17 protein-coding genes, 1 tRNA gene and 2 pseudogenes are annotated in these 25,232 nt (G+C 43.8%); 7 read left to right on the plus strand and 13 right to left on the minus strand.

Annotated features, from left to right (window positions below; all coding sequences use genetic code 11):
• Window positions 1-146: 146 nt before the first annotated feature.
• The 8 genes from QZ135_RS20550 to QZ135_RS20585 form a co-directional block, all read right to left on the minus strand.
• Window positions 147-1,394 (minus strand): DUF5103 domain-containing protein, encoded by a 1,248-nt coding sequence (locus tag QZ135_RS20550; RefSeq protein ID WP_294613861.1) that lies wholly within the window; start codon window positions 1,392-1,394, stop codon window positions 147-149.
• Between the two features lie 34 nt (window positions 1,395-1,428).
• Window positions 1,429-2,175, minus strand: a complete 747-nt coding sequence (gene mtgA / locus QZ135_RS20555) for a monofunctional biosynthetic peptidoglycan transglycosylase (protein WP_294613864.1) — start codon at window positions 2,173-2,175, stop codon at window positions 1,429-1,431.
• A 153-nt stretch (window positions 2,176-2,328) separates the two neighbouring features.
• A complete protein-coding gene (locus QZ135_RS20560) occupies window positions 2,329-3,003 on the minus strand; it encodes an OmpA family protein (protein ID WP_294613867.1) in 675 nt (224 codons plus the stop codon).
• Between the two features lie 98 nt (window positions 3,004-3,101).
• Window positions 3,102-4,430, minus strand: a complete 1,329-nt coding sequence (locus tag QZ135_RS20565) for an MATE family efflux transporter (RefSeq protein WP_294613870.1) — start codon at window positions 4,428-4,430, stop codon at window positions 3,102-3,104.
• A 54-nt stretch (window positions 4,431-4,484) separates the two neighbouring features.
• Entirely contained in the window at window positions 4,485-5,057 is a 573-nt protein-coding gene (locus tag QZ135_RS20570; RefSeq protein ID WP_294613874.1) for a hypothetical protein, read from the minus strand.
• Between the two features lie 11 nt (window positions 5,058-5,068).
• The gene (locus tag QZ135_RS20575; RefSeq protein WP_294613877.1) at window positions 5,069-5,476 is read right to left on the minus strand and encodes a pyridoxamine 5'-phosphate oxidase family protein; all 408 of its coding nucleotides are present in this window, start codon (window positions 5,474-5,476) and stop codon (window positions 5,069-5,071) included.
• A 76-nt stretch (window positions 5,477-5,552) separates the two neighbouring features.
• Window positions 5,553-6,371: a helix-turn-helix domain-containing protein gene (locus QZ135_RS20580; protein ID WP_294613880.1), complete on the minus strand. Its 819-nt coding sequence runs from the start codon at window positions 6,369-6,371 to the stop codon at window positions 5,553-5,555.
• Between the two features lie 99 nt (window positions 6,372-6,470).
• A complete protein-coding gene (locus tag QZ135_RS20585) occupies window positions 6,471-6,965 on the minus strand; it encodes a DUF4251 domain-containing protein (protein ID WP_294613883.1) in 495 nt (164 codons plus the stop codon).
• A 180-nt stretch (window positions 6,966-7,145) separates the two neighbouring features.
• Here QZ135_RS20585 and QZ135_RS20590 point away from each other — a divergent pair, with 180 nt between their 5' ends.
• Window positions 7,146-9,779, plus strand: coding sequence for a helix-turn-helix domain-containing protein (locus tag QZ135_RS20590; RefSeq protein WP_294613902.1), 2,634 nt, complete (start codon window positions 7,146-7,148; stop codon window positions 9,777-9,779).
• 88 nt (window positions 9,780-9,867) lie between these two features.
• The gene (locus QZ135_RS20595; protein WP_294613906.1) at window positions 9,868-12,339 is read left to right on the plus strand and encodes a glycoside hydrolase family 31 protein; all 2,472 of its coding nucleotides are present in this window, start codon (window positions 9,868-9,870) and stop codon (window positions 12,337-12,339) included.
• A gap of 73 nt (window positions 12,340-12,412) precedes the next feature.
• Here QZ135_RS20595 and QZ135_RS20600 read toward each other — a convergent pair whose 3' ends face one another.
• A complete protein-coding gene (locus tag QZ135_RS20600) occupies window positions 12,413-12,631 on the minus strand; it encodes a hypothetical protein (protein WP_294613909.1) in 219 nt (72 codons plus the stop codon).
• 266 nt (window positions 12,632-12,897) lie between these two features.
• On the opposite strand from QZ135_RS20600, the gene QZ135_RS20605 reads away from it, so the two are divergent.
• Window positions 12,898-14,556 carry an ATP-binding protein gene (locus tag QZ135_RS20605; RefSeq protein WP_294613886.1) on the plus strand — a complete coding sequence of 553 codons (1,659 nt, stop codon included), beginning with the start codon at window positions 12,898-12,900 and terminating at the stop codon, window positions 14,554-14,556.
• A 9-nt stretch (window positions 14,557-14,565) separates the two neighbouring features.
• Here QZ135_RS20605 and QZ135_RS20610 read toward each other — a convergent pair whose 3' ends face one another.
• Together QZ135_RS20610 and QZ135_RS20615 are read right to left on the minus strand one after the other, a co-directional pair.
• Window positions 14,566-15,123, minus strand: coding sequence for a DUF3575 domain-containing protein (locus QZ135_RS20610; RefSeq protein WP_294613888.1), 558 nt, complete (start codon window positions 15,121-15,123; stop codon window positions 14,566-14,568).
• Between the two features lie 128 nt (window positions 15,124-15,251).
• Window positions 15,252-15,324: transfer RNA gene (locus QZ135_RS20615), tRNA-Lys, on the minus strand.
• 146 nt (window positions 15,325-15,470) lie between these two features.
• Between QZ135_RS20615 and ettA the strand changes: the two genes are divergently transcribed.
• From ettA to QZ135_RS20630, 3 genes are all read left to right on the plus strand, one after another.
• Complete coding sequence (gene ettA / locus QZ135_RS20620) at window positions 15,471-17,168, plus strand: energy-dependent translational throttle protein EttA (RefSeq protein WP_294613891.1); 1,698 nt, start codon at window positions 15,471-15,473, stop codon at window positions 17,166-17,168.
• Window positions 17,169-17,405: 237 nt separating this feature from the next.
• Window positions 17,406-20,105: a TonB-dependent receptor gene (locus tag QZ135_RS20625; protein ID WP_294613894.1), complete on the plus strand. Its 2,700-nt coding sequence runs from the start codon at window positions 17,406-17,408 to the stop codon at window positions 20,103-20,105.
• 13 nt (window positions 20,106-20,118) lie between these two features.
• Window positions 20,119-22,563 (plus strand): choice-of-anchor J domain-containing protein, encoded by a 2,445-nt coding sequence (locus QZ135_RS20630; RefSeq protein ID WP_294613896.1) that lies wholly within the window; start codon window positions 20,119-20,121, stop codon window positions 22,561-22,563.
• A 69-nt stretch (window positions 22,564-22,632) separates the two neighbouring features.
• Here the strand turns inward: QZ135_RS20630 and QZ135_RS20635 are convergent.
• Window positions 22,633-22,824 (minus strand): annotated as a pseudogene (locus QZ135_RS20635) (N-acetylmuramoyl-L-alanine amidase); the annotation flags it as partial.
• A 304-nt stretch (window positions 22,825-23,128) separates the two neighbouring features.
• Between QZ135_RS20635 and QZ135_RS20640 the strand changes: the two are divergent.
• Window positions 23,129-24,376 (plus strand): C10 family peptidase, encoded by a 1,248-nt coding sequence (locus QZ135_RS20640; RefSeq protein WP_294613899.1) that lies wholly within the window; start codon window positions 23,129-23,131, stop codon window positions 24,374-24,376.
• An 88-nt stretch (window positions 24,377-24,464) separates the two neighbouring features.
• On the opposite strand, the pseudogene QZ135_RS20645 reads toward QZ135_RS20640, so the two are convergent.
• Window positions 24,465-24,643 (minus strand): annotated as a pseudogene (locus QZ135_RS20645) (N-acetylmuramoyl-L-alanine amidase); the annotation flags it as partial.
• Between the last annotated feature and the right edge of the window lie 589 nt (window positions 24,644-25,232).

A 25,232-nucleotide genomic window follows, 5' to 3' on the forward strand; every position in this document is an offset into this window, starting at 1 on the left:
ACAAGCTACGAGTGACAAGTGCCTTTCGGTGTGATAGCCGGGCGAATAATTATTCGCCCACTAGTATAGTGCAGCAACTCGTAACTTGTAGCTCGTAGCTCGTCACTTAATTTATTGTGAGGGCAAATTCAGCTTTTACTTCTTGACTACTTATAACTCACCTGTTGCATCCCAATCAACCTGTCATATCTCTCTCCGAAAGCCCGGTGGTAGACAAGTATCAGATATTCATTCTCCGTTTCATAATAGTTTCCTTCTGCCTGCGCAGTGCTTCCTGATGTACTTCCCGGTGCTACATATAAATACTGATAATTGTACGCTCCCTGTTTCAGCAACTTGCTACCTTCATAGGCATGTGTCTCCGGATTATACTTCAATCGGTTCTCCTCATTGAAATCATCATAAGTAAATGCCCCTTGCAGATAGAAATCTCCTTCAATGAGCGGATTTTCCCATAACAGGGAGAAATGAACGAAGAAGTAATCAGCTTCCGTATTGTTGTCCACGGCTTCATCATAACGTATTACAAAACGTCCATTCTGGTCTTGGTCATAACTATAATTCAATATTCTTGGTTCGGCGGGACGAAGCGTCACGTGATAATAAGGTGCGTGATAACGGATGCTCTCCACCCCTTGCGAAGCATAGCGGGTACTCACCATCTCAAAACGTCGATATTCATTCCCGGCAGGAAATATCAATGCGCGGTTATGTTCATATCTCAGTTGGTCAGGACCCACATAAGAAGGTTTCAGGTTAGTCACCCAGTTATCCGTACGATTATCCTGCAGGACGTGTACTTTTACTTCGTTCTGCGGATTACGGATGGGGTAGCCTTTATGCTGAATACTGAAATTTACTTGTTGATGCGTCTTGTTACGGTCAATCTCCGTGTCGCTGCTAACTTGTGCCGATACATTCACCTCCTTCTCCAGTACTCGGAAACAAGTACTGAAAGCGGGCTTGTCTTTGCTTTCGGCATCATCATAAACCGTCAGCCGATAGTTACCGGAAAGTTTCGGCCGTACCTGATTGTTAGGCAGCGTCAGCCGATAGTGTGTGTAGGGCAGGGTCGTGTTGACCGAGATGTCGTAATCTTCTATCGGATTGTCATTGAAGCCATCCAGATATTCTGTTTCAGAGAGGTCCGAAGGCGTCCAGTCTGCATTACAATGCGTGAGTATGTACTGGAAGCGGTGATAATCGTGTGTAAGATGGTCGAAAGAAATTTCCACAGATTCATCTTCACCCAGTCGGATGACCGCAGGAGCCATATAGTCATTATTGGCAATGACCTGTACCGTTCGTATATGTGGAGTGTACACTTCTGTACGCTGGGCATGCAACCCACCGCAGACGATACAAGTAAAGAGGAATATCCAGATTTTCTTCATCCCGTAGTATGTTAAGCACACAAATATACGCAGATTATTTCTTTTTCTTCTTCTCTGTCTGCTTCTTTTCCTTCTGCTTCTTGGTGTCTTTCTTCTCTACCGGTGGAAATTTGGGGACCAATTTCATCAGTCTCAATATCTGTGACTGCCTGTGCAAGATATAAGACGAGGGACGTGCAGAGTCAAAACGTATCGGATTGGGGAGTGTGGCAGCTATCAGTGCGCATTGTCCTGCTGTCAGTTTAGCGGCAGTGGTCTTGAACTTGTATTTGGCGGCAGCTTCCGCTCCATAAATGCCTTTTCCCATTTCGATGGAGTTGAGATATACTTCCATGATTCGTTCCTTCGACCAGCAGAGCTCAATGAGCCAGGTGAAGTAAACTTCGAATCCTTTGCGTACCCACGAAGATTGTGGCCAGAGGAATACATTCTTTGCTGTCTGTTGGCTGATGGTACTGGCTCCTCGTTTCCGTTTGCGGGTTTCATTTTCTTTCAAGGCTTTCTTTATTTCGATGAAGTCGAAGCCATTGTGAGTGGCAAAGCGGTTATCTTCCGAGGCGATGACTGCCATCGGTAAATGAGAAGAGATTTTATCAAATGGTACCCAAGTGTGATGCCAGACCGGCTTTTCACCTTTAAAGATTTGCTGGGTACTGCGAATGACCATAAGGGGAGTGGCATAGACCGGGATAAAACGGTACAATACCACTGCAAGAATAGTGGAGATAAAGAAGAATAATACCAGATTGCGGATAATTCGCAGAACTTTCTTTATACTCATTGTCTTATTAGTTACAAACTATGAAGCTACGAGCTACAGAGCTACGGGATACAAGTAGCTGCGCTATGTTTGCGGGTAAATAATTATTTGCCCAGCCATCACGCCGAAAGGCACTTGTAGCCCGTAGCTCTGTAGCTCGTAGCTTCTTATATCTTAGTTTCCTGCTTCCGCATTCTTAATCATCTGTTCGCTGGCATACATATAAATATCCACGCGGCGGTTCTGACTTGCCGTCATGCTGTCATCATACTGGTTGTATCCCACACCTTCCACTTTTTTGAATTGCGCAGGAGACACGCCACAATCTTGCAGATAGTTCTCTACCGTATATGCACGGTCTTTTGAAACTTTCATATTAGCTTCATATGTACCCACTTTGTCGGTATGTCCTACAATAGCGATGTCCGTCGTCGGGTCTTCCTTGAGAATCTGAGCCAGTTCGCGCAGTGAAGCCTTAGACGTATTGCTCAATGTAGAAGAGTTGAAACCGAACAGAATGCCCGATTCAAAAGTAACCTTCACCGCAGCGAGTCCGTTGTTGTCCGTTACCTTCTCTACTTGTGCGCCTTCAATCTTGGCAGCTTCGGCAGCCTTCTTATCCATCTTATGACCGATGGCAACGCCTGCACCTGTACCTACTGCCGCACCGACAGCCGCACCAATGGCAGCGCCTTTACCTTTACCGATAAGTCCGCCGATGATTGCCCCGGCTGCTGCACCGGAACCACCACCAATCACACCACCTTTTGCAGTGTTATTCATTGTGCTGCAACTTCCTAATATAATGGCACCGCTCAACAACAGTGCCGTAATTTTCATCTTTCTCATACTTTTTCCTTTTTAATGTTTTACCGTAATTTAGTAATGCAAATTTAAATATATAACAATTATCCTGTAGCTATGTTCAGTTTGTTTGTTCGCCTTTTTTAGAGAATTTTTCTTTTTATAATAATAAACCACAATGTGAGGATGATTCCTTTGGCAATGGTTGTTGCACTTACAGCCCACCAAATAGCGTCCACGCCCATTCCCAAATGTACGAGGAACAGGGCGATAGGGATACGCATGTAGTTGCATGATATACTGATGATGGCAGGCGGAACCGTTCTTCCCAATCCGTAGAACACCCCTTGCATAGTGATTTCCAACATCATGAAGAGTTGCGAATAACCGTCTATGCGCAGGAAGTCACCACCTATGCGATAAGCATCCGGTTCGGGCACAAAGATGGAAAACACTTCGCTTCCGAAGAAGATGAATAGCAGTGAACAGAGTGTACCGAATATCGACGTCATCCACAGTGTAGTGCGCCAGGCTTTCTTCACTCTCGACTTCTCTCCGGCAGCATAATTCTGTGCAATGAAAGTACTCAGTCCGGTAGAGAAGCCTTGTGAAGTATTCCAGGTGATGGCTTCTATCTGTCCTCCGGTGGTGAAAGCCATAAGTCCGAGGTGTCCGCCCTGTTCCGATGCTGTGCGCGAAAGGAACATGTTGACGAAGGCAAATAGAGTATTGAGCGTAGCTACCGGGAGTCCCAGCTTAAAAATACGTTTCGTATATTTTCCCTTTAGCCGGGTAAGGAAAGGGAAACCACCCAGCAAATCGTCCTTGCAGCGTAGTTGATAGACAAAGATACCGAATACTGTTGCCTCGGACAGCCATGTGGCAAGTGCCGCGCCTACTGTCCCCCAACCGAAGCCGAATATGAAAAGCGGGTCGAGTATGATATTCATAATCAATCCAGTACCACTGATGTAAAAGGGTGTTTTGCTTCGTCCTGCCGCATTGTATATTCCGGTGAAAGCGGCGGAAAGGAATACGAAAGGAAATCCGGTTGAAACTATGCGCAGATAAGTAATAGCATTTTCCGTAATATGCTCTTTCAACTCGAATATGTGTAGGATGGGGCTGGCAAAGAGGAACAATAAAGCTCCCCAGCACACCGAAATCAACAATGCAATGCTGATGTTATGCGAGGCGAATTGTCGTGCATCCTGTTCGCTGCGTGCCCCAATAGACTGTCCTACGCTGACTTCGGAGCCTACCTTGTTCAACAAAGCGATGGAGCCGGACATCCAGGTCAGTATTCCTACCGCACCGACAGCGGCAACGGCTTCACTACCCAAACGGCCTACCCATGCCATATCCGTCAGACTGTAAGCCATCTGGATGAACGAGGTAGCCATAATAGGTATTGCCAGATTGAATAACTGGCGGTTAATAGGCCCTTGTGTCAGACTCTTTATTCCTTGCATTCTCTTATTGCAGACTATATATCAAATACGGGCTGCAAATTTACGGATTATTTGTTAATAATCGCACTGACTGCTGCTTTTCTGTCTATCGATTAGAGTTAGTTTCCGGTAGATTATCTTTTTATTAGGCACATCATATATCTCTATGATAGGCCCATTGCCCATATGCTGTGCCCGTGCATACTCTTCTATTGCCGGATACACCTTTATGAAACCCATAAAGATGGAGAGCGTTCCTTTGAACGGAAGTTCCGCAGTGATTACAGTATCCGTAGAGAGCGTCTGTATCCTATATTTACACTCATCGGGATTCAGTCGTCCAATATCCCCCGCTTCAATGATACAGCCGGATTCTGACCTGAGCTTTCCCTTTTCCACTTCTTTGGGATTGTCATAGAAAATGCCAATCCCTTTATAAGTTTCAATTCCAAGTTCATTGAGCAGATAGTAGTATATTTCATTTGTAATATCGGCTGTTTGCTTATAAGCTCCTTTCACCTCTTTATATACAATGACCTCTCCGCCTGCAACCTCAGTTCTTACCTTGACAGTGCTGAAACCACCGAAATAAGCATAAATACCAAGAATGGCTATAACTACTATTGCTACAAGTATGATGTATATCATCTTCTTCTTCCTCAAACCTTTCTGTGAATAAACTTCCCTTCAATCCAGTAAGTGGCATGATTGGCTTTGAACTTTAAAATTACATAAGTCGGGTCGGTTGGTCCGCCGGGGAAATGATTGATGAACCAATCCTGCCAAAGTTCCTGTTTGATGTCCGCATCTGTGATTACCTCCACATCACCGGTCATGCAAACGCTGTCTCCCTGAGCGTAGAAGCATAAACCGCCTTTCGGATTCTTGCGGAAATCCTCTGTCTTCCACGAAGTGTCTCCGGTGGACATCCAGACGGTGGAGATACCTTCGGCTTTTATCATACTCATTGGCACAGGGCGGGGATACCCTTCCTTGTTTATAGAAGTGAGAACTACTACTTCGCTCTTTTGAAGCATTTCTGCGGCTTTCTTTTCAAGTGTTTCCATTTTATAATCTATTTAGTTGATTGATGATACAAAGATAAGCAGCCGGAGAGATTACTTCATTGTATAAAAACGACATTTATGCCTCTACATAAGTCAGCGTGGCTTCTTCTTCCGATGTTGGCCGGTTCATAAAGGAGTAGGCGGTACTGCCGGACAAATTTTTTATCTCTCTTGACAGGTGTGGCACATCATAATATCCAGCATGGACAGCGGTCGACAGCAGACTGTCGCAGGTATTGTTTCTCAGCAGGTCTATGGCATTCTTGAACTTCATAATCCTGCTGTATATCTTGGGAGTATATCCGGTGTTCATCTTAAATCTGCGTTCGAACTGCCGTTGGCACAAACAAATATCATCCATAAGCGATTGTATAGGCAGTTTCCCCTGATATCGGTTTATCTGTTCTATGGCAAATGTAATCTGCGGGTCTGCTGGTAAATCATGTTTGTATAGTGACTTGATGAACAACTCTTCTATAATCTTCACCCGCTCTTTCAAACTGTTTTCTTCACACAATCTTTCGGCGAATGAGGCATCGAAGAAATTGCTGACTTCGTCGGCATTAATTCTCTGGTTAGTGAATTCGTGCAGGGGAAGCCGGATGAAGCGGGATAATCCGCAAGGCAGGAAGCGAACGCCCAACATATGAATTGTTTCTGTATATGCAGCTAATTCCGAATAAGTATTCATCGGCCCGATGAAGTAGGTACGGTAAGGCTTCATCTTCAAATCACTGTCTACAGCCTGCGTTGCTTCTCCGAGAGTGAAGATAAAGTCTGTACACCCGTCAGGCAGTATATTGATGCGCATTCCATATTCGGGATTGCCTTTTAATTCCCAATATTTGTCGATATAGGGAGAGAGCAGGAGGCAGGGCGAGTATTCCTTGTACATATATAATAGGTCTTGTGCGCAAAGATAACATTTTTATTTTTCCATCTCCATAAGAAGATAGATATCCACACCTTTCTTTCCTCCGGCGTAGAGTCTTTGTTATTTCTCCGGTATGTCCAGATCGCCCTGAAAGCTGATGGACTGTCTGTTCTGCATATTCACAAATATAGACGACGAGCCGTTACTGAAAATGTCTATGTTGAAGCTGAACTTATCTTCCGTGCTCCGTGCTGTGAACTGTACTTTGGCGGTTCCCTTCTTGTCCCACTCTATCTTATAATCACTGATTGGAACTTTGAAGTTCAGCCCTTCACCACCACCATACGGGATGGAGTAGGCACGTCCGTAGTAGGGGAGGTAGGATATAACGGAATCGTTCCTTACTTCTATCGAATAGGGTGAAGTCAGCGAAACGGAGCGTCCTCTTGAAGGAAGTGCTCTGTTCACATCTATTTTATACTTTTCAGATAAGACCAGTTCCCTGACGGCTTTCTGTTTCATTTCTTTCTTTTCCTTCTTGGTCTGTGCGGAAAGAGTAGGTGCGCCGATTACCGCTATCAGCAGTAAAAAGAGACTCATTCGGATTGTTTTCATACATACTATGTTTTAATCGTTTATATATGAGTAACAATCAAATATACAGATAATGCCCAATGAATGTATACACTTTTAATGATATTTAGATTAATTTTTCCGCAGGCACGAAAGGCTAAAGCTACATAGCTTTTAGAAAAATCTATTATATTTGTATCCCGAATAAACAAGCCTATGACAGTGCCGGTGAATAACTTGAGAAACATAAAGATTGCATTATTCCTTTTTTTCTGCTTCAGGATAACGTTGACAGCCTATGCCGGCGATTTCCTGTTCACATCCATCAATACCTCCCAAGGTCTGAGTGATAACCAGATACGCTTCATTCTTCAATTGCCGGACGGCAGGATGGTATTCACCACCAGTGGCAATGTCAACCTCTATGATGGCGTGCACTTCACTTATCTTCATCGCACTGCAGAAGATGTATATCCATTGCAGCAATACGATGGATACTACCGCATCTACCGGAGCGGAGACTCCCTGTTGTGGGTTAAAGACTATCATAAACTGATGTGTATTGACCTTTATAAGGAACAATATATCACAGACTTATCTTCCTACTTCCGGGATAAACATATATCCCGTCCCTTAGACGACCTTTTTGTAGACGACCTAGGGCGCACATGGCTACTGATATCCGGAGCCTTGCAAGAACTAAGTAGCGGAATACGTATCATTCTTCCTGACAATGACCCGAGAAAACTACAGGATATGAATGCAAAGGATAATGCTCTGTATCTATTTTATGATACAGGCGAAGTGGTGTGCTATGACATTGGAAATCAAAAAGAACTGTATACCTCCTCCGCTTATCTTCCGTCCGAACGGGAAGATTTCCGGAGAACCTCCCTCGTTGTCAAAGGCAGCAAAGGATTCTATCAACTGCGTAACGGGCGTAAAGGCGGCTTATTCTACTTCGATTGGCAGAACCGGGCTTGGAAGAAGATATTTGAACAAGATTACACGCTGAATACCCTGGTTATCCTTCCCGGTGATGAAAAAGCATATATCAGTTGCGTCCACGGCTTCTGGAGCATAGATTTGGTGGACGGAGCACATCAATATTTCCCTCTGTTGCAGACCAGGAAAGGACAGATTGTCTCCACCGAAATCAGTACCATCTTTCAGGATTTTCAGGGTGGGTTATGGATAGGCACTTTGAACCGTGGATTACTCTATTATCACCCGGCAATGCACAAACTGGCATACATCGGTCGCAGTTCCTTCCCTGTTCCTCTTGAAGAAGATGTAGCCGTCGAATGTTTTGCCGAAGACGAAGCAGGCAATATCTATTTGAAAAATCACTCCCATATCTATCGGTTGGCTGAGAATAAGGACGAGGCTTTGTCTCTGGTTCCGGTAACCGCTTCTTCCGTTCCTTCCGGGTTATCCGCCCGATTGCAAAGAAGTGCCTCAAACTACCATTTCAGAGATAAAAATTACACAGCCCTCTGCACTGATTCACGGGGCTGGACATGGGGTGGAACATCCGACGGATTGGAACTTTTCACCGGTAAAGAACAGACACCACGCATCTTCTATTGTGAAAACGGCCTTAGCAACAACTTCGTGCAGGCCATCCATGAAGACAGGCATAATGATATTTGGGTAACTACCAGCAATGGCATTTCCCGCGTTCACATCCGTCCGGATAACCATGATGTCAGTTTTACCAATTTCAATCAGCAGGATGGTGCTTTGGAAGGAGAGTATATGCAGGGAGCCATTTTTGAAGCCTCTGACGGAACCCTCTATTTCGGAGGAGTCGATGGGTTTAATGTGTTTCGTCCGGATAGTGAGCCGGTAGCTCCGGGACTGCCATATGCGCCGATTTTCACTACTTTGCGCTTATATGGCGAAAAAGTAAATACAGGCGAAAAGTATGGCGACCGTATCATCCTTCCCAAAACACCTCCTTACACAGAAAATATTGAATTGGATTATAACCAGAACTTTCTTACTTTCGAATTTTCCGCCCTGAACTATCTGAACGGTGAGCGTACTTACTACCGCTACCGGTTGGAAGGCGTCGATAAAGACTGGAATTGTGTCTTTTCCGGTGGACAGAACGGGAGAACGGACGGCACAGGCATTCTTCAGGCTTCTTATACAGATCTCTCTCCGGGAAAGTACACTTTCAAGATTATGGCTTCGGACAACGTCCTGCGATGGGATGGGAGAGTGCAGGAGGTATCTCTCATCATCCATGCTCCCTGGTGGAAAACGAACACCGCTTATACCTTATATATAATAACATTATTGTTGGTAGCCGTAGCCGGCATCCGACTTTACGTCTACTGGACCCGCAAAAAGATGGAACGTCGGCATAAAGAAGAAATTCTTTTGCTCCGCATCCGCAACCTCATAGAGCAATGCAACAGTTATGAAGCCGAGCAGAAAGCCCGTTCGGAAGAGAACAATATCCCTGCAATCTGTAGTGTTGTTGAAACGCCTCATGCTTCCAAGCAGGATGCCGCCGAGTCCGCATTCCTTGCGCGTGCCATCGAACAGGTGGAAAAGAACCTGCATGTCTCCGGCTACTCCGTTGAGCAACTGAGTCGAGACCTTTGCATGGAACGCACCGGACTTTACCGGAAGCTGGTGACCATGCTCGACCAGTCTCCGAGCCTTTTCATACGCAACATCCGTTTGCAGCGTGCAGCCCAGTTACTGGCGGAAGGCAACCTCAGCATTACCGAAATTGCAGAACGCACAGGCTTCAGCAGTTCCAGTTATCTGAGCAAGTGTTTCCAGGAAATGTACGGTTGCCGCCCCTCCGAATATGCCGAAAAGATGAAGAAATCAACATGATTGTTGTTGCCTTCAACGTGGTTGTTGCCTGCCAGACGCCTTTATGCCCTACTTTTGCAACATCATAAAACACTTAAAAACCATGAAAATGAATCTTATTAAAAAAGTCGGCTTCTTGCTGGCATCGGCAGCCATTGTTGCCACAAGCGGCGTAGCGCAGAATGTGCAACGCACGTCTCAGGGCATCAAGTATGCTGCACAAGGGATGGACGTCAGTGTGGAATTTTATTCGCCCACCATTGTCCGGGTTTATAAAACACCTATGCAGACATCCTGCAATAAAGAGAGTCTGGTCATTATCAAAGCCCCCGAAACTACCCCGGTAACCTTCGGTGAAAACGGCAAAAATGTGACGTTGAGCAGTGATGCCGTACGGGTGGAAGTGAATACGGAAACCGGAGGTATCCATTTCTTCGATAAGTCAGGGAAACGTATGCTGACGGACAAGGATTATGGAACCCAGTTCACACCGTTCGATGATGCGGGAGTTCCTTCTTTCAATGTCCGCCAGGCTTTCTTGCTGGATAAAGATGAAGTCATCTACGGTCTGGGACAGCAGCAAACGGGCAAGGTGAACCAACGTAACCAGAAACTTTTCCTTCGTAATCAGAATATGAGTATCTGTATCCCATTTGTGCATTCTGTAAAGGGATATGCTTTGTATTGGGATAATTATTCTCCCACCACCTTCCTCGATAATCCGCAGGAAATGTCGTTTGATTCGGAAGTAGGCGATTGTGCCGATTATTATTTCATCTATGGCGGCAATGCCGATGGTGTGATAGCCGGTGTGCGCGACCTGACCGGGCAGGCTCCCCTTTATCCTCTCTGGACTTTAGGTTTCTGGCAATGCCGCGAACGCTACAAGAGTCCCGACGAACTCTGTGAAGTTGTTGATAAATACCGTGACCTGAAAGTGCCTTTGGATGGTATCATCCAAGACTGGCAGTACTGGGGATGCGACTCGAACTGGAACTCCATGAAATTCCAGAATCCCCGTTACATCAACAAGATGGGTGACCCCGAATTCATGAAATATCTTCCGAACGGTGAGGACAGGAATGCACGCTATGGTACTCCGCGCATCAAAAGTCCGAAGGAGATGATAGATTATGTGCATAAGCAGAATGCCCACATCATGATTTCAGTATGGGCCTCTTTCGGTCCCTGGACGGAGATGTATCAGAAGATGGATAGTCTGAAAGCCTTGCTGCACTTCGACACATGGCCACCCAAGGCCGGAGTGAAACCTTATGACCCGTTCAATCCGGTTGCTCGTGATATCTATTGGGCGGAGATGAAAAAGAATATCTTCGACCTGGGCATGGATGCCTGGTGGCTCGACTCAACCGAGCCGGACCATCTGAACATCAAAGATCAGGACTTCAATACTCCTACCTATTTAGGTTCGTTCCGCAGAGTGCACAATGCTTTCCCGTTACTGTCTAACAAGGGAGTTTATGAACATCAACGTGCTGTGACTTCTGATAAGCGTGTCTTCCTGCTTACCCGTTCGTCCTTCCTGGGGCAACAGCGCTATGCTTCGCATTCATGGAGTGGTGATGTGGTTTCGGACTGGTCCATCATGCGTAAACAGATTGCGGCGGGGCTCAACTATTCCTTATGCGGCATTCCTTACTGGAACACAGACTTAGGCGGTTTCTTTGCCTGGAAATATAATAATACGGTAGATAATGTCGCTTATCACGAACTGCATACCCGCTGGTATCAATGGGGTGCATTCCAGCCGATTATGCGTTCGCACAATTCCAGTCCGGTAGCTGTGGAAATCTATCAGTTCGGCAAGAAGGGCGACTGGGCTTATGATGCGTTGGAGAAATACACTCACTTGCGTTACCGTCTGCTGCCTTACGTTTACAGTACTTCATGGGAAGTGACCGATAAAGCCGGCAGTTTCATCCGCCCGTTGATGATGGACTTCCCCGAAGATAAGAAAGTGCTCGACATGGATACTGAGTATATGTTCGGCCGTAACTTCCTCGTTCGTCCGGTGACGGATTCTCTTTACACCTGGCAGGATAAAGACCGGAACGGTCATCTGAAAGATATGAGCAAGGTAGGAAAGACAGATGTTTACCTGCCCCAAGGTTCCCGTTGGTTCGACTTCTGGACGGGACAGACGCTTGAGGGCGGACAAACTATCCAGCGCGAAGTACCTATCGACATCATGCCTGTGTATGTTCGTGCAGGTTCCATTCTTCCTTGGGGACCGGCTGTGCAATACTCCACCGAGAAGAAATGGGATAACTTGACAGTCCGTATTTATCCGGGTGCTGATGCCGAATTTACTCTTTACGAAGATGAGTTTGATAATTACAATTACGAAAAGGGAGCTTACACCACCATTACCATGAAATGGAATGATAAAGAACGTACTCTCACGATTGCCGACCGTAAGGGTAGTTATAAGGGGATGTTGAAGAATCGTAAGTTCAACTTTGTGGTGGTAGAACCGGGTAAAGGCTGTGGCGATGAAGATACGGCAGCGTTCGATAAATCAGTTTCTTACAGAGGGAAGAAGGTGACTGTGAAGCTGTAATTGAACAATACCATTTAATATTATGGGGGTGAGTTTCTGACACACCCCCATTTTGATATCATCTAAATGCATCTTATTCCAACTCCCTTGCACAAATATTAATCGTCCGCAGTGCATCCGATATTTCACCCGGACTCATTCCCAGACATTCTATTCTTAATACCTTCTCCCAGTCTTCGAAATCTACGTTCCATTTATGAATCTGTGGATATTGTGCGAGCAATGTTCCCACTCTTTTCACATCCTGTTTCCTGGCTATAGAAGTTCGGAAAATTAAAATGCAGTCTTCCATTTTTCTCATTATTTTTAGTGTTTTGGTATGGAGTACAAAGATATTCCCGAAACTACTTCCAGAATAGACTTAATAGACGAATCCCTTTTAGATTTCCGATGAAATAAGGAAAAAAGGGGATGAAGATTCATATCCGCTACAAAAAGAGACCTTTTTATCGATTTATTTCCGGATTTAAAATAAATGCATATATTTGCAGAATATAGAGTCTGCTTCAGCAGATTCTGGAGTGATCTTTACATTCATTTATTGTTATTTATCAACCTATGAAATTAACGGAATCCGACCCCAAACAGGTCGACATGGAACTGGAGCAATATCGTACTCAACTGGAGGCAACCAACCGCCGTCAGGCATTATTCATCAAAGTTCTGCAAATACTGCAATTGGAAGCAGACATACCCACAGCTATGAATCTGGCACTTGCCGAAATCGGGCGCTATACCGGCGTTGACCGTCTGGCAACATGGGAAAACCACCTCGACGGAGTTACATACGGTTGCACCTATGAATGGTGCAACAGAGGCATCGAACCCGCCATCGACTATCTGCGAAGCATGACCATTGAAGCAGGAAAACCCTGGTTCGATATGCTCAAAAAAGACAATATCATCTGTACATCCGATATTTATTCGCTCGATCCCTTCATTACACAAATGCTGGAAATACAAGGCGTAAAAGCCATTGCTGTCTTTCCATTATCACAGTTGGGCGTGCACTTCGGCTTCCTTTCGTTTAACTTTTGCTGGAATAAGCAATGGGACGAAAAGGATGTGGAACTGATGAACCAGATATCACAAATCGTATCTACTGCTACAAAACGCTGGCAGATGGAAACCACCCTGCAACAATCGCAGCAAACGATGCAAAAGGTGCTGGATAATATCAATGCCAATATCTTTGTTAGCGATTACGACTCGTTGAAAGTTCTTTTCGCCAATAAATCTTTCAGGGAAGAGGCAGGACAAGTTTCTGAAGATGCCAAATGCTGGAAAATGCTGAACGCGGGGCTGGACGGTATGTGTAAGCATTGTCCGAAGCCGCATCTGTTCGATGCCGACAACGAGCCTACAGGTGTCCACTTCTGGGAAGACTATAACCCCGCCACTGACCGCTGGTATACCATCCAGAGCACAGCGCTCAAGTGGATTGACGGGCGGCGGGCAATTATAGAGTTGGCCACCGACATCACTACCCGTAAACAAGTGGAACTGGAACTGATTCAGGCTAAGGAAAAAGCAGAAGAATCAGACAGACTCAAAACGGCATTTCTGGCTAATATGAGCCATGAAATACGCACTCCCCTCAATGCTATTGTGGGCTTTTCGAGTCTGCTTGCCGAAACCGAAGAAGTGGAGGAACGCCACGCATATATGGAAATAGTAGAGAAGAACAACGACCTGTTGCTCAAACTTATTTCCGATATTCTGGATATATCTAAAATAGAGTCCGGCATGATAGAACTCTCCATTGCAAAGGTGGATGTGTTCATGCTTTGCCGGGAGATAATCAACACTTTCTTGTGCAAGAAACGTGACAGTGTGGTAGAACTCCGTTTCGATGAAAATTCACCGCAGGTCGTGATTGATGGTGATGAGAAATTGATTACGCAGGTGCTCTCTAATTTTGTGAACAATGCCTTGAAGTTTACTGCCGAGGGCTCAATCACTCTTTCCTATACTTTGGAAGATGACAATCAGGTGCGCTTCTGTGTGACCGACACGGGTGAAGGCATCCCTGCCGAAAAGCAGAATGAGATATTCAATCGTTTCGTGAAGCTCGACTCGTTTGTGCAAGGTGCTGGCCTTGGGCTGGCGATATGCCAGAACCTGGTCGAGGGGATGGGCGGAAAGATTGGCGTTGAATCCCATGAGGGAGAAGGCTCATGCTTCTGGTTTACGCACCCGTGTGTGATGAAGGCTTAGGCTGTATCTTTACTTCTTTCCCAGTCGATAAGCAAAAGATGCACCTAATTTGTAGGGCATCCATTCGGCGCTGGCATTTTTACCCACATACATTTCTCCAGTGGATTTCATATAACCTCTATATCTGGAGTGTTGCCATCCATAGCTTGCGAAAAGGTCCAGTGCCCAACGGTCGTTAATTTTAAATTGATAACCTAAGGTTGCTCCGAAAGACATGCCATTGCCTTTTTGATATCTATCACGATTGATATAATTCCATTTAGTAACTTTAAACAGCCTGTGATAACTACCGTATCCTCCCAAATAGAGCCCGTTGAATGCTCCTTTGGGGTAATATCTCCCTTCTACGATTAATTGACCGAATCTCATAGGGTTTCCCTCAATGCTTTTCCAAGGTGAGTATACCGCATCTCCATTGAATGTCCATTTATCTGTGAGTTTGGTTTCCGCCGACATATTCACTACACCCATAGCCCAATACAAAGTGTTCCATTTGAGTTGAGTCTGAGCCTGAACGGCAGATAAGGATAGGACCAGAATGGCCAGCAATAGTAATTTCTTCTTCATGACGAAACGAATTAGATATAATTATTTAGTTAAAGTCTTTTGTGTGTATTCTTTCGTAAAGAACTATAAGTCAAATGTTTTAATCTGTTTGGAATAAAAAAAGGAACTTTCAAAGTTCCTTTTTTATGTGATCCAGCTGGGGCTCGAACCCAGGACCCCAACATTAAAAGTGTTGTGCTCTACCTGCTGAGCTACTGAATCAATCCTTGTTTTGCTGTTAAGCGGGTGCAAAGATAGAGACATTTTTTATAAATGCAAAAAGATTCTTCTTTTTTTATTATCTTTGCACAAGATTCCTCTATTTGAAACAGAATATACATTATTAATATAATACACTTAAAAACTTTATGGCAACAGTTGACGATAAAAAGATTATCTTTTCTATGGTAGGGCTGAACAAGACCATTCAGCAGAACAATAAGCAGGTGTTGAAGAACATCTACCTTTCGTTCTTTTATGGCGCAAAGATTGGCATCATCGGTCTGAATGGTTCGGGTAAATCCACCTTGCTGAAGATTATCGCCGGGTTGGATAATGCCTATCAGGGCGAAGTAGTGTTTTCACCGGGTTACTCAGTGGGCTATCTTGCTCAGGAACCTCACCTTGACTCTGCAAAAACCGTAAAAGAGATTGTTATGGAAGGCGTGCAACCCATTGTGGATGCACTTGCCGAGTATGAGGAAATCAACCAGAAATTCGGTCTTCCCGAATACTACGAGGATGCCGACAAGATGGATAAACTCTTTGCCCGTCAGGGAGAACTTCAGGACATCATCGATGCAACCGATGCCTGGAATCTCGACAGCAAACTGGAACGCGCCATGGATGCCCTCCGTTGTCCGCCCGAAGACCAGCTTGTGGAATACCTTTCGGGAGGTGAACGCCGCCGTGTGGCACTCTGCCGCCTGCTGTTGCAGAAACCCGACGTACTGTTGCTGGACGAACCTACCAACCACCTCGACGCCGAGTCCATCGACTGGCTGGAACAGCACTTGCAGCAATATGAAGGCACGGTGATTGCCGTAACCCACGACCGTTACTTCCTCGACCATGTGGCAGGCTGGATTCTTGAACTCGACCGTGGCGAAGGTATCCCTTGGAAAGGCAACTATTCCAGTTGGCTGGAACAGAAGACCAAGCGCATGGAAATGGAAGAGAAGACTGCCAGCAAGCGCCGCAAAACACTGGAACGCGAGTTGGAATGGGTGCGCATGGCTCCCAAGGCCCGCCAGGCAAAGGGTAAAGCGCGTCTGAACTCCTACGATAAGTTGATGAACGAAGATATCAAGGAGAAAGAAGAGAAACTGGAAATCTTCATCCCCAACGGTCCGCGCCTTGGCAACAAAGTGATTGAAGCAAAGCACGTGGCAAAAGCCTATGGCGACAAACTACTGTTCGACGACCTCAACTTCATGCTTCCTCCTAACGGCATTGTCGGCGTTATCGGTCCTAATGGTGCCGGTAAAACCACGCTGTTCCGCCTGATTATGGGACTGGAAACTGTGGATAAAGGCGAGTTCGAGGTAGGGGAGACCGTGAAGGTGGCTTATGTGGACCAGCAACATAGCGACATCGACCCGAATAAGAGCGTATATCAGGTAATCTCCGGCGGTACGGAACTGATTCGTATGGGTGGACGCGATATTAATGCACGTGCCTACCTTTCCCGTTTCAACTTCTCCGGTGGCGACCAGGAGAAACTTTGCGGTGTGCTCTCCGGTGGTGAACGTAACCGTTTGCACCTTGCCATGGCACTGAAGGAAGAAGGCAACGTGCTGTTGCTGGATGAGCCTACCAATGACATTGACGTGAACACCCTCCGTGCCCTCGAAGAAGGTCTCGAAGATTTTGCGGGATGCGCCGTAGTCATCAGTCACGACCGTTGGTTCCTCGACCGTATCTGTACGCACATCCTTGCGTTCGAAGGTGACTCTAATGTCTTCTATTTCGAAGGTTCCTATTCAGAATATGAGGAAAATAAACAGAAACGTTTAGGAAAAGAAGAACCTACCCGTGTACGTTATAGAAAGCTGATGAATGACTGATAACAGTGAGAATCTGATAGCATAAATTATATTTTGACGACAAATAGAAAGCCTTGCAAAAAAACTGCAAGGCTTTTTTGTTATAAAAAGTCTCAATAACTCCTATCTACTCTGAAATTTTGTAGCAGAAATGTAACACAAATCTAAATCTTATTAACTATATTTGCGTCTTAATACAGTATTTAATACTTAATTAACATTTCTAATTAACACATTTAATTAACAAAAAACAGAAGTATGAAAAAACATCTAATTCATTTCCTGTTAGTGGCAGTGCTGTCCATATTTAGTGCTGCGGCATTTGCCCAGACTACAGTGAGGGGGCAGCTTGTTGACTCAGAAACAGGCGAACCTTTGGTGGGAGCTGCCGTTATGATAGAAGGCACTTCACAGGGTACGGTGACTGACATTGATGGTTATTTTAAGCAAAGTGTTGCTCAGGGTGGAACCTTGTTGTTCAAGTACGTAGGTTTCAAAGACCTCAAGAAGAAGATTACGCAGAAGGGTGCTTCTGTTGATTTGGGTACTATCAAAATGGAACCGGATGCAGTGATGCTGGCGGACGTTACGATTACTTCGTCTATAGCAGTTGCCCGTAAAACTCCGGTAGCTGTGTCTACTATTGATCCGGTTTTTATAGAAGAAAAGTTAGGTACACAGGAATTTCCTGAAATCCTGAAATCGACTCCGGGTATATATGCTACTAAAGACGGTGGTGGTTTTGGAGACAGTAAGATTAATATTCGTGGTTTCAAGAGTGAAAACTCTGCTATGATGGTTAACGGTGTGCCCATGAACGGTATGGAGAATAATAAAGTATATTGGTCAAACTGGTCAGGTTTGTCTGATGTAACCCGAAGCATCCAGGTACAACGTGGTTTGGGTGCTGCCAAGGTTGCTTCTCCGGCAGTAGGTGGTTCTATCAATATTATTACTAAAACTACCGAAGCTAAGAAGGGTGGTTCTGTTTCCTACGCTATGGGTAATGATGGTTATAACAAAATTCTGTTTAATCTTTCTTCCGGTTTGTCTAAAGACGGATGGGCATTCTCCTTGTTGGGAGCCAAGACTTGGGGTGACGGATATATACAAGGTACAGAGTTTGAAGGATATACTTGGTTCGTTAGTATTGCTAAACGCTTCAATGACAACCACCAGTTGTCTTTGACTGCTTTTGGTGCTCCTCAGTGGCATAACCAGCGCAGCAATCAGAATGGTTTATCTATCAAAGAATGGCAGCGTGTAAAACAGTATATGGGCGAAGATAGTCCTTATAAGTATAACTCTACTTTCGGCTATCGCCACGGACAGTCTTATAACTCTTCCAGAAACTCATACCACAAACCACAGATTTCTTTGAATCACTTGTGGCAGATTGACCAAAAATCAAGTTTAAGTACTGCACTTTATGTATCTATTGGTCGCGGAGACGGCTATAGAGGTACGGGCGATAGCACCTACTCTAATTCATGGTATGGTTCTACAAACGGTTTGGTAAACACACAATTCCGTCGTCCGGATGGAACTTTTGACTATGATGCTGTTGAAACAATGAATGCCGAAAGTACTAACGGTTCCAAGATGGTAATGAGTAAGATGATGAATAATCATCTCTGGTATGGCTTGCTCTCTACATACACCACTAAACTCGGTGAAAATTTTGATTTCTATGGAGGTATTGATTTCCGTTATTACAAAGGCTTACACCAGGATATCCTGACAGACCTTTTCGGAGGTACTTATTTTATTGATTCTTATAATAGAAAGAACGTTACGGCAGAAAATAACCCCGCCGTAGGTGGCAATTCCAATTATATTAATCAGAAATTGAATGTGGGCGATGTGCTACGTCGCGATTATGATGGTTTCGTTATGTATGAAGGCGTATTTGCGCAGTTGGAATACAATCAGGATAAGTTAAGCGCCTTTGTGTCTGGTGGTGCTTCAAATACTGGCTACTGGCGTTATGATCGCATGTATTATAGTAAAGATAAGGCTAAGTCTTCAACCAAGAATTATCTGGGTGGAAACATCAAGGGAGGTGCTAACTATAACTTGACTGAGAACCATAATATTTTCGTTAATGCAGGCTACATCAACCGTGCGCCGATGTTTGATACTTCTTTCATTAATTCGCAAACTTCACATGACCGTAACCCGGATGCCAAGAACGAGAAAATTATGTCGTTCGAGGTGGGATATGGCTACCGTAGTCGTTTCTTCACTGCTAACTTGAATGGTTACTATACCCGTTGGATGGACAAGGCTCTTTACGATAGCGGTACTACTGCCGATGGTTTACGTTGGGCTATGAACATGACCGGTGCTAATGCTGATCACTGGGGTGTGGAATTGGATTTTGTTGCCAAACCTTTGAATTGGTTGGATATTACGGGGATGTTTTCTTGGGGTGACTGGCGTTGGGGCGGTATAGCTTCCGGATACCTGTTCGACTCACAAGGTCAGATGTTGCAAAATACTCGTGGTGATGTAGTGACTGATATGGCAAATGCAGAACAATATCAATATCAGATTGATATGGATAACGTTTCTGTAGGTGGTTCAGCACAGACAACAGCCGCTTTGGGGGTAGGTGTACGTCCGGTAAAAGGTCTGCGCTTGGGAGTAGATTGGAATTTCTTCTCACGTAACTTTGCCGATTATGATATCAATGCCAACGTTGCAACGCAAAAGGAGCCTTATGTAATTGGTAGTCCGTGGAAGATTCCATCCTATAGCACATTCGATTTAAGTGCAGGCTATACATTTGATTTTGGAAAAATACGTGCCACTCTGAGTGGAAATGTAAACAATGTCCTCGATCAGGAATACATTGCAGATGCTCGTGATGGTAGCACCCACGATTGGGAGAGCGCTACTCGTGTGCTTTATGGTTTCGGCCGTACCTATTCTGTAAGATTGAAGTTCAATTTCTAAACCAAGACAGATTATGAAGAAAAATATAGTATTTAGCATGTGCGCATCTTTGCTGTTTTTGGCAAGTTGCGACTATAACGAAGATAACTTTCCGGGCTATGACGAGCTTGCCATTCCTAAGGATGTGCAGAATGTCGAGTTGAGCTTGGCAGATGGTGACTATAAAAAAATTGCCGGACTTGAGAGCAATATAAAGATTGCAACGGATAAAGTAGATCCGGAAGGAATAGACTTTGTGGCAGCTTTGGAAGCCATGGGCACGAACAAATATTTTACGGAAACCGCACCAGCGTCATGGTATCTGCCTGCTTACCTTGAAAGCCTTTATCCTTATTTGAGTGATGACTCGAAAGTGACGGTGGCCTTCAATAATGCTGAGAAATTGCCTGAATATCTGACTGATTTCAATGGCATTTCCGCTTACGAACTTACTTCCGGTGATTATAAAACGGTATGGGGTGAAACGGTTACTGCTTCATTCCTGTCTCCGTCTACCATCAGTAAGATTCCTGCTATCCTGAAACAGGCTGTAGAGAATCCTGCTGACGGTGCTATGCGTATGGTCAACTATGCGTATTCTGAGACAGAACCGAGTATTGGCGGCGGTGGCGTAATTCCGAATGTTTATCAGAAAGTATCTGGAATGGCTGCTGAGGGTGGTAACTATGTGTTTGTGGCTCCTGATAAAGAAGGAAAACTCATTCCTTTTGGAAGACTTACGGATGAAACAAAATCCTATGGTTATATGGCTGGTACTGCTGTGACTGTTACCGATGGATTGATTAGTAGTGATGTTTCAAACTATGTATTGACTGTTACTCCTACTGCAACTGGATATTCTCTGCAACGTCCGGATGAAAAGTTCATTTATCTGTCAGGAACATATAATAGTTTTAATCTGGGTGCTCTTCCTGCAACCGGTGGTGATTGGAAGTTCTTTCAAAATGCAGATGGCACAACTTCTCTCGTGAATGTTGAAAAGAAAAAGACTGTGAAGCTGAATGAATATAACGGTTCTTATTCTTATGGTTGTTATCCCCCCTCTTCATTCGGCATCTATCTGAATGCGTCGATGAAGGGAAATGATGGTGATTTCACCTTCCAGGACATTAAGTTGGAAGGCGTCACTTATGCATGGAAGTACGATGCACAAAACAGTTATTGGAAAGCTGCGGCTTTTGCTGGTGGGGCGAACAATCCTACTGAAAGCTGGTTAGTTTCTACCGAGATTGATTTGTCCGGTGCTACTGCTCCGACGCTTTCATTCGATGCTGCCATCAACTATCTGAACGGTAATAATCGTGCTGATTTTATCGAAGCTAAGATTTCTGCTGATTACGTAGATAATGTTACGTCTGCTACTTGGGCTACACTGAATGCTGAGTGGTCGGAAGGTAAGGGCTGGACTTTTGTTAATTCCGGTGAGATTGATTTGAAAGACTACGTTGGAAAGAAAGTACGCCTTGCATTTGCATATAAGAGTACTTCGGAGTGTGCCCCTACTATAGAGATTAAAAATATAAGTGTTACAGAGCCTAAGGATGGCTATTATGCTGATGTTTATCTGTATAAAGAAGTTCCTGAAAATGAGGTGGAAGCGGCTTCTGCTATGATGTTTGCTTCTACGCGTGCTGCTGCAAAGTACAACACTTCTGCTGTCTACCGGTATGACGCAGCAACCAGCACTTGGAAAGAGTACACCACTCCGGATGTCACTGTTGCTGTATTGCAACCTGCCGATTATGCTAAGATGGGAGCTACCTATGTCAGCAAACCGGGAGAAACTTTGCCGATTTATCTGAAGAATGCTTATCCGTATGCTCAGGCAGACTTGACTGTAGCTGTGGTTTATTACAGCAGTAGTAGCCAGGCAATTTCTGCAACCGAATTCATTTATGACGGTGCTACTTGGACGGAAACTGCAAAAGTTATGCCTAAGACCATGTTGTTCATCAAAGCGAAAGGGGTATGGAACGAAGCGAAAGTATACTATGCAAATACCTTTATTGGTGACGAAGGTGGATGTACCATTCAGAATATTGAGTTGGGCGGAAAAGACTATGTTTGGACTCTCGATCCTAAATATGGTTGGAAAGCTACCGGATATTTGGGAGGCAATAAGACTACTGAAAGCTGGTTGCTTATTCCGGGAATCGATTTGAAGGAAGCTTTGTCTCCTGTATTGAGGTTTGAAGCCGGTATTAATTATCTGTATGGAGCAAAAGCGGAAGACTATATTAGTATCTGCGTTTCCACAGATTATACGAATGACGTGACTACTGCTACCTGGGAAAAGCTGGAATTTGAAACATGGCCCGATAGCTTTACTTTCGTTCCAATGGAAGCTAATTTTAGCAAGTATAATGGTAAGAGTATTCGCATTGCTATTAAATATGTGAGTGATGCAACTTGTGCTTCTACTTTTGAAGTTAAAAACTTCTCTGTTCAAGAAGAATAAGAATCACTTATTTCTATAAAAATAAACCCCGGAAGTTTTTTAGCTTCCGGGGTTTATTTTTCCCTACCTCTACCACTTTCCCCCTGTCACCTCAAAGCACGGACACGCCTTCGTCCACTCCATTGGCTCCACTTCTCCGTTTCCATTCACATCCGGGCTCAAATCCCAGTGTCCTACCACCCTTGCTTCCGGATAGTCCATCTTCAATGCCCTCACCAGCACCCGTAGAGAATGCCGTTGCCACTCTGTACGCGTATCTTTGGAGCATATTTTGTTTTATCACTTTCGTAGTTATGGTTATGCTTTTTTGCATTGTAGTTTTATATGTGCACTTTGGGGCTTTCTCTTCAAAATGGGGACTTTAAATCTTTCAATTTAGGTGGATATAGTAATGAAAGTATGCTGAGTTTTATTATTTGCTTTACTTTTGTATTGATTTGAACATGTAGAATACATTTGTATAATATTTGCTATGTCAACTTCTTTTTTATAATAATATGGTAAATATTTGTTTAATTTATTTTTATTTATTAAATTGCAAGCATGAACTTTAAATACGTGCAGTATGAAAAAAAAGACATTGTTTCCTTTTATGGGATTATTTATCATTTTCTTGTTATCGTCATGTAACAACGATTATGATGTTCAAAGAGATGATGCGACGAGCAAAGTTGATAGTAACTTTGTTTCTCTGGAAAATGCTAAAAGCATAGCTACTACTTATGAATTTACTAATTTAAAGACAAGGAGTAAGATTGGAAAAAAAAATATAGCAAGTATATATTCTTTAAAAAAGAAATCAGATTTGCCAGAAATGTATGTAGTAAATTATGAAGGGGGAGGATTTCTTGTTATTTCGGCAGATAAGCGAGTCAATGAAATATTGGCATATTCTGAGGATAGTTCATTTCCTATAGATGATAATGTACAAATACCAGGAGGTGTGGCAAGTTGGATGGACGGATATGCTTTTTTAGTAGATTCGATTAGGAAATATAATGTCACAGACTTTTTAGAGAATTATTTTGTTGCAGATTCGAAACTTAGGAATAGCGGAGTAGGAGAGCTTCCCCTAGGAGAGTTAGGTGCGTGCAGAAAGGGACAATCTGATGTGAGGTTTTGTCAGAAACATGGATTTTTATTAGAGCCATATTTTTATTATGTGCCAGGAATGGTCCATACAAATTGGAACCAAGGTGTAGGATTTAATAATTTGTTAGATGATATGGGATGTACTTCTTATTCTAATAGAAGACCACCTGTAGGTTGTGTGGCAGTAGCTATGGCCCAAATTATGCGTGTTTTTGACATGCCAAGCTCATTTGATTGGAAGGCTATGCCTAGTAATGAGGGGGCTTATGCCACACAAGTTTTAATGAAAGATATAGGGACTAAAGTAAAAATGGACTATGACTGTTCTGGGTCGGGAGCATATGATAACGATGCTTTGGCTGCTTTTAAGCAATATGGGTATAGCAATGCTAAATTTATTAATTTTAATACAGGACTGTATATTGAACGGATTTGGGATCAATTAATTAAGGGCTCTCCTATATATGTAAGTGGAGCTCGTGATTCCAATAATGCACATGCCTTTGTTATTCATGGTGCTGATGTTACACAAACTTTTAGGTGTGTTATGAACAATGAAGTGGATAGGATGTTTGTCTATCCATTTATCAGTGAGGCCTATTATTTTATACATTGGGGATGGGGACGTAGTTATAATGGAATGTTTCTTGCTGGGAATTTTGAACCAGTGCCGGGGCAAAATTATAATAAGAATATGCGTTTTATTGCAGATTTTAAATAAGGATATTGTGTGTAATTTTGTATTATCTTAGACAAGACATAGTAAAGAAGTCATTTCACAAAAGTGGGATGATTTCTTTTCTATACTGTTACCACCTTTCCTCCTTCACCTCAAAGCTTGGACACTCCTTCGTCCACTCCACCGGCTCCACCTCTCCATTTCCATTCACATCTGGACTCAAATCTCGGTGTCCTACCACCTTTGTTTCAGGATAATCCATTTTCAATACCCTCCTAACACTCGCAGAGAATGCCGTTGCCACTCCGATATTCTTTTGCCATCATGGATTACTGAACCGGATCCAGGTTTAAGCTATATAGTAGTTTATAAGATATATGCTGGTCGCAGGGATGGTAACTATGCTATGTCATTCATGTATAATGAAGAGACTGGAAAATATGAAAAAACAGCAGGTCCGGTAGCTCGATAATTGAGATACTTGATAAAGCGTTAACAGAATTATGCAATGAAGCCCGGAAGCTAAAAACTTCCGGGCTTCATTGCTTTTGAAAAATTTTTCCATTATTGTTGCTCCTTTTCTTTATAGTGCTTCTCATTCATCATTTATCTTTCCGTCAGCTCTTGGTTTGCGATACAGTTACGTATTGTTTCTTGAACATTATTCAATGGTCTTTTAATTGTTTAATACATAAGATATTGCAGTTCCCTTGCGGTAGGGAACTGGCGTTTCCTGCTGTAGGAACGAGCGTTCCCATTAGAGGAAACTGTCGTTTCTATTAGGGGAAACTGCCGTTCCCATGAGGAGAAACTGTCGTTCCCTTGAGGTGGTGTACTGTACTGGATTTAGTTGACAACTTCGCTTGTTATACCTAAGTTAGTTTACTCAATATATTTT

The organism is uncultured Bacteroides sp. (genome assembly GCF_905207245.1).
GTDB lineage: Bacteria > Bacteroidota > Bacteroidia > Bacteroidales > Bacteroidaceae > Bacteroides.

Bases quoted from the DNA above. Each gene is read 5' to 3' on its own strand.
- QZ135_RS20560 (WP_294613867.1), bottom strand. From the start codon at position 3,003: ATGAGAAAGATGAAAATTACGGCACTGTTGTTGAGCGGTGCCATTATA.
- QZ135_RS20595 (WP_294613906.1), top strand. From the start codon at position 9,868: ATGAATCTTATTAAAAAAGTCGGCTTCTTGCTGGCATCGGCAGCCATT.
- QZ135_RS20565 (WP_294613870.1), bottom strand. From the start codon at position 4,430: ATGCAAGGAATAAAGAGTCTGACACAAGGGCCTATTAACCGCCAGTTA.
- QZ135_RS20550 (WP_294613861.1), bottom strand. From the start codon at position 1,394: ATGAAGAAAATCTGGATATTCCTCTTTACTTGTATCGTCTGCGGTGGG.
- QZ135_RS20575 (WP_294613877.1), bottom strand. From the start codon at position 5,476: ATGGAAACACTTGAAAAGAAAGCCGCAGAAATGCTTCAAAAGAGCGAA.
- QZ135_RS20585 (WP_294613883.1), bottom strand. From the start codon at position 6,965: ATGAAAACAATCCGAATGAGTCTCTTTTTACTGCTGATAGCGGTAATC.
- QZ135_RS20630 (WP_294613896.1), top strand. From the start codon at position 20,119: ATGAAGAAAAATATAGTATTTAGCATGTGCGCATCTTTGCTGTTTTTG.
- QZ135_RS20605 (WP_294613886.1), top strand. From the start codon at position 12,898: ATGAAATTAACGGAATCCGACCCCAAACAGGTCGACATGGAACTGGAG.
- ettA (WP_294613891.1), top strand. From the start codon at position 15,471: ATGGCAACAGTTGACGATAAAAAGATTATCTTTTCTATGGTAGGGCTG.
- QZ135_RS20580 (WP_294613880.1), bottom strand. From the start codon at position 6,371: ATGTACAAGGAATACTCGCCCTGCCTCCTGCTCTCTCCCTATATCGAC.
- QZ135_RS20625 (WP_294613894.1), top strand. From the start codon at position 17,406: ATGAAAAAACATCTAATTCATTTCCTGTTAGTGGCAGTGCTGTCCATA.
- QZ135_RS20610 (WP_294613888.1), bottom strand. From the start codon at position 15,123: ATGAAGAAGAAATTACTATTGCTGGCCATTCTGGTCCTATCCTTATCT.
- mtgA (WP_294613864.1), bottom strand. From the start codon at position 2,175: ATGAGTATAAAGAAAGTTCTGCGAATTATCCGCAATCTGGTATTATTC.
- QZ135_RS20570 (WP_294613874.1), bottom strand. From the start codon at position 5,057: ATGATATACATCATACTTGTAGCAATAGTAGTTATAGCCATTCTTGGT.
- QZ135_RS20640 (WP_294613899.1), top strand. From the start codon at position 23,129: ATGAAAAAAAAGACATTGTTTCCTTTTATGGGATTATTTATCATTTTC.
- QZ135_RS20600 (WP_294613909.1), bottom strand. From the start codon at position 12,631: ATGGAAGACTGCATTTTAATTTTCCGAACTTCTATAGCCAGGAAACAG.